The following is a 3,807-nucleotide window of genomic DNA, read 5'->3' on the forward strand; positions in this document are numbered from 1 at the left end:
ATTTATCCCCGATCGGCTGCGAAGCAGTCGTCAAACCGGCAGATGCGGTTTGATTTTGAAATGCTGGGGTCGCTTCGCGGCCCATCGGGGATAAATCCCCTCGCCACAAAGCGCCCTCGCCACAGAGTTCGGTGTGTTGCTTTTAGTGCTGCAGGATTTTCTCGAGGAAGTGCTGCGCGCGTTCGGAGCGGGCGCTGATGTCGCCGAAGAACTCCTCTTTAGGGCAGTCTTCGATGATCTTGCCGGCGTCCATGAAGATCACGCGATCAGCCACTTTGCGCGCGAAGCCCATTTCGTGGGTCACGCACATCATGGTCATGCCTTCGTGGGCCAGTTGCACCATCACGTCGAGCACTTCGTTGACCATTTCCGGGTCGAGCGCCGAGGTCGGTTCGTCGAACAGCATGACGATCGGGTCCATGGCCAGTGCACGGGCAATCGCCACACGCTGCTGCTGACCGCCGGACAGTTGCCCCGGGTGCTTGTGTGCATGCGCCGACAAGCCGACGCGTTCCAGCAGTTGCAGACCTTTCTTGGTTGCCTCTTCCTTGCTACGGCCCAGCACCTTGATCTGCGCGATGGTCAGGTTTTCGGTGATGGTCAGGTGCGGGAACAGCTCGAAATGCTGGAACACCATGCCGACGCGCGAGCGCAGTTTCGGCAGGTTGGTCTTGGAGTCGGCAATCGAGGTGCCGTCGACGACGATGTCGCCTTTCTGGAACGGCTCCAGCGCGTTGACGCACTTGATCAGGGTCGACTTGCCCGAACCCGACGGGCCGCAGACCACGATCACTTCGCCTTTTTTGACCTCGGTGCTGCAATCAGTCAGCACCTGGAAGTCGCCATACCACTTGTTGATGTTCTTGATGGAGATCATACGGCAAACCTTTTTTGCAGACGCTTGACCAGCAGCGAGGCGGAAAAGCTGATGATGAAGTAGACGACACCGGCAAAGATCAGGAACTCGTTGGAACGACCGATGATGTCGCCGCTGGAGCGGGCGGAGTTGAGGAAGTCCACCAGGCCCACGGTGTAGACCAGCGAGGTGTCCTGGAACAGGATGATCGACTGTTGCAGCAGCAACGGGGTCATCTTGCGGAACGCCTGGGGCAGGATGATCAGCCGCATGGTCTGGCCATAGGTCATGCCCATCGCCTGGGCCGCGGCCATCTGGCCTTTGGGGATCGACTGCACGCCGGCCCGGACGATCTCACAGAAGTACGCGGCTTCGAACATCATGAAAGCCACGACGCAGGAGGTGAACGCGCCGATCGGGGTGTCTTCGCCGGTGATCCAGCGCAGCACGAACGGCACCGCCAGGTAGAACCAGGTGATCACCAGCAGCAGCGGGATCGAGCGGAAGTAGTTCACGTAGGCGCCGGCGACGCGCGACAGCAGTTTGCTCGACGACAGGCGCATCAGCGCGAGGATCGTCCCCAGCACGATGCCGCCGATCACGCCCATGACCATCAGTTGCAAGGTCATGACCATGCCGTTCCACAGGCCCGGGATCGCGGGGATGATGCCGCTGAAATCGAAGTCCATTATTTACCCCCCACGGAGATCAGGCCGGGCACTGCGACTTTCTTCTCGACCATGCGCATCAGCAACATCAGGCTCATGTTCAGGGTGAAGTAGATCAGCGTGGCCAGGGTGAAGGCTTCAAACAGGTTGGCCGAGAACTCGGCGGTCTGTTTGGTTTGCGCCAGCAGTTCCATCAGGCCGATCAAGGACGCCACGGAGGAGTTCTTGAACACGTTGAGGAATTCCGAGGTCAGCGGCGGAATGATGATGCGGTAGGCCTGGGGCAGCAGCACGTTCCAGTAGATCTGTGGCAGCTTGAAACCCATGGCGCGGGCGGCGGATTCCTGGCCGCGTGGCAACGCCTGGATGCCGGTGCGCACTTGCTCGCAGACCCGGGCGGCGGTGAACAGGCCCAGGCACACGACCACGCTCAGGTAGGCCGAGGTGGTCGGGTTCAGATCCTGCTTGTACCAGTCCTGCAGGTTTTGCGGCAGCAGATCGGGCACCAGGAAGTACCAGATGAACAGCTGCACCAGCAGCGGCACGTTGCGAAACAGTTCGACGTAGCAGGTCGCGATGCCCGATACGAGGCGGTTCGGCACCGTGCGCATGACCCCCAGAATGGAGCCCAGCAGCAAGGCGATGATCCATGCCACGATGGCGATGGCAATGGTCCAGCCCAGGCCGGCGATGTACCAGTCGAGATAAGTCTCGCTGCCCACGCCGGTGGACTTGAAGAACACGCCCCAGTCCCAGTTGTAATTCATTAGGGTCTCCCCTCGAAATCGATCGATGTACAAGCACCCGCTTGGGGAAGATCCTTTCCCGTCCGACGTTGAACGCCGGGCACACGCGATCGGCTCGAAAACCGCCAGGTCGAGTGTTCCACTGTAAAACCAGCAGGTAACAGACGCCTGAGGGAGGGTGGCTCCCTCAGGGGATAAGGTTAGTCAGGAATCAGATTTTTACGTCAGGCGCCGGCTTGTCGCTCGGGTTGGCGATCAGTTCCTTGACCTTGTCGCTCATCGGGAAGTTGAGGTTCAGGCCCTTTGGCGGAATCGCGGTTTCGAACCACTTCTTGTAGATCTCGTTGATCTTGCCGGATTTGTACAGGCCGACGATGGCGTCATCCACAGCCTTCTTGAAGGCCGGGTCGTCTTTGCGAACCATGCACGCGTAGGCTTCGAACGATTGCGGAGTACCGGTGATGACCCAGTCGTCCGGCTTCTTCGCCTTGGCTTCTTCGCCGGCCAGCAGGGCGTCGTCCATCATGAAGGCAACGGCGCGGCCGCTTTCCAGCATGTTGAAGGATTCGCCGTGGTCCTTGGCGGAGATGATGTTCATGCCCATCTGCTTGTCGGCGTTCATCGCTTTGATGATGCGCTCGGACGTGGTGCCGGCGGTGGTCACGACGTTTTTGCCTTTGAGGTCGGCAAAGTCTTTGTAGGACGGGTTGCCATCCTTGTCTTTCTTGACCAGCAGGCGGGTGCCGATTTCGAAGATGTTGACGGTGAAGTCGACTTGCTGGGCGCGTTCGGCGTTATTGGTGGTGGAACCGCACTCGATATCCGCGGTGCCGTTCTGGATCAGTGGGATACGGGTTTGCGAGGTCACCAGGTTGTATTTGACCTGCAGGTCTGGCTTGTTCAGGTCTTTTTTCAGGGCTTCAACGATGGCCACTTGAATGTCGTGGGAGTAGCCCACTGGCTTGCCGGAAGCATCCGCGATGTAGGAAAACGGAATGGAACTGTCGCGGTGAGCGAGGGTGATGGTGCCGGAATCGTTGATTTTCTTCAGGGTGCCGGTGAGTTCGGCGGCGAAAACTGGCGTGCTGATCAGAGCGGCCGCAATGGCTGCGCCCAGGATATGGGGAACGATGCGCATCAAATTTTCCTCGAATTGTTTTTTTTATGGGGCCAGTTCGTCGGCCCTTTTTGTGCTTCGAATGCCTGACGGCTCCTGAAGTGTTGGCACGGCAGGCATTCGTCGAGAGAGTGTAGAGCATGAGTCGTGCCAGAGCAGTCGATAGTGGCTAATGGCTTGATTTATAAGGTGATTAAAGTTTTGTGTCGGTGTTTTTCGATGAAACTGATCCGGTTATCCGAATCGACCGACAGGTCGCGTTCGGAAAACCGAACGATCTTTTAATCGCTGCCCTTATATTGATGATCGTTCGAGCCCACATTCCCTTGTGGCGAGGGGATTTATCCCCGATAGGTCGCGAAGCGGCCTTCTTTCAGCGCAAAGGCGAGGACCGCTTCGCAGTCCATCGGGGATAAATCC

The 3,807-nt window shown here is 58.4% G+C and carries 4 protein-coding genes; all 4 read right to left on the bottom strand.

Features of this window, described 5'->3' with window-relative positions; translation table 11 throughout:
• Positions 1-142: 142 nt before the first annotated feature.
• Positions 143-877: an amino acid ABC transporter ATP-binding protein gene (locus QMX91_RS29625; RefSeq protein WP_007963947.1), complete on the bottom strand. Its 735-nt coding sequence runs from the start codon at positions 875-877 to the stop codon at positions 143-145.
• On the bottom strand, positions 874-1,545 hold the full coding sequence (locus QMX91_RS29630) for an ABC transporter permease subunit (RefSeq protein WP_007963949.1): 672 nt from the start codon (positions 1,543-1,545) through the stop codon (positions 874-876). Before QMX91_RS29630 ends, QMX91_RS29625 begins: the two co-directional genes overlap by 4 nt.
• Positions 1,545-2,291 carry an amino acid ABC transporter permease gene (locus QMX91_RS29635; RefSeq protein WP_027612077.1) on the bottom strand — a complete coding sequence of 249 codons (747 nt, stop codon included), beginning with the start codon at positions 2,289-2,291 and terminating at the stop codon, positions 1,545-1,547. Before QMX91_RS29635 ends, QMX91_RS29630 begins: the two co-directional genes overlap by 1 nt.
• A 190-nt stretch (positions 2,292-2,481) precedes the next feature.
• Complete coding sequence (locus QMX91_RS29640) at positions 2,482-3,408, bottom strand: glutamate/aspartate ABC transporter substrate-binding protein (protein ID WP_027612076.1); 927 nt, start codon at positions 3,406-3,408, stop codon at positions 2,482-2,484.
• Positions 3,409-3,807: the final 399 nt, after the last annotated feature.

Origin of the sequence: Pseudomonas sp. PS01299 (genome assembly GCF_029960145.1) — a bacterium.
GTDB lineage: Bacteria > Pseudomonadota > Gammaproteobacteria > Pseudomonadales > Pseudomonadaceae > Aquipseudomonas > Aquipseudomonas putida_A.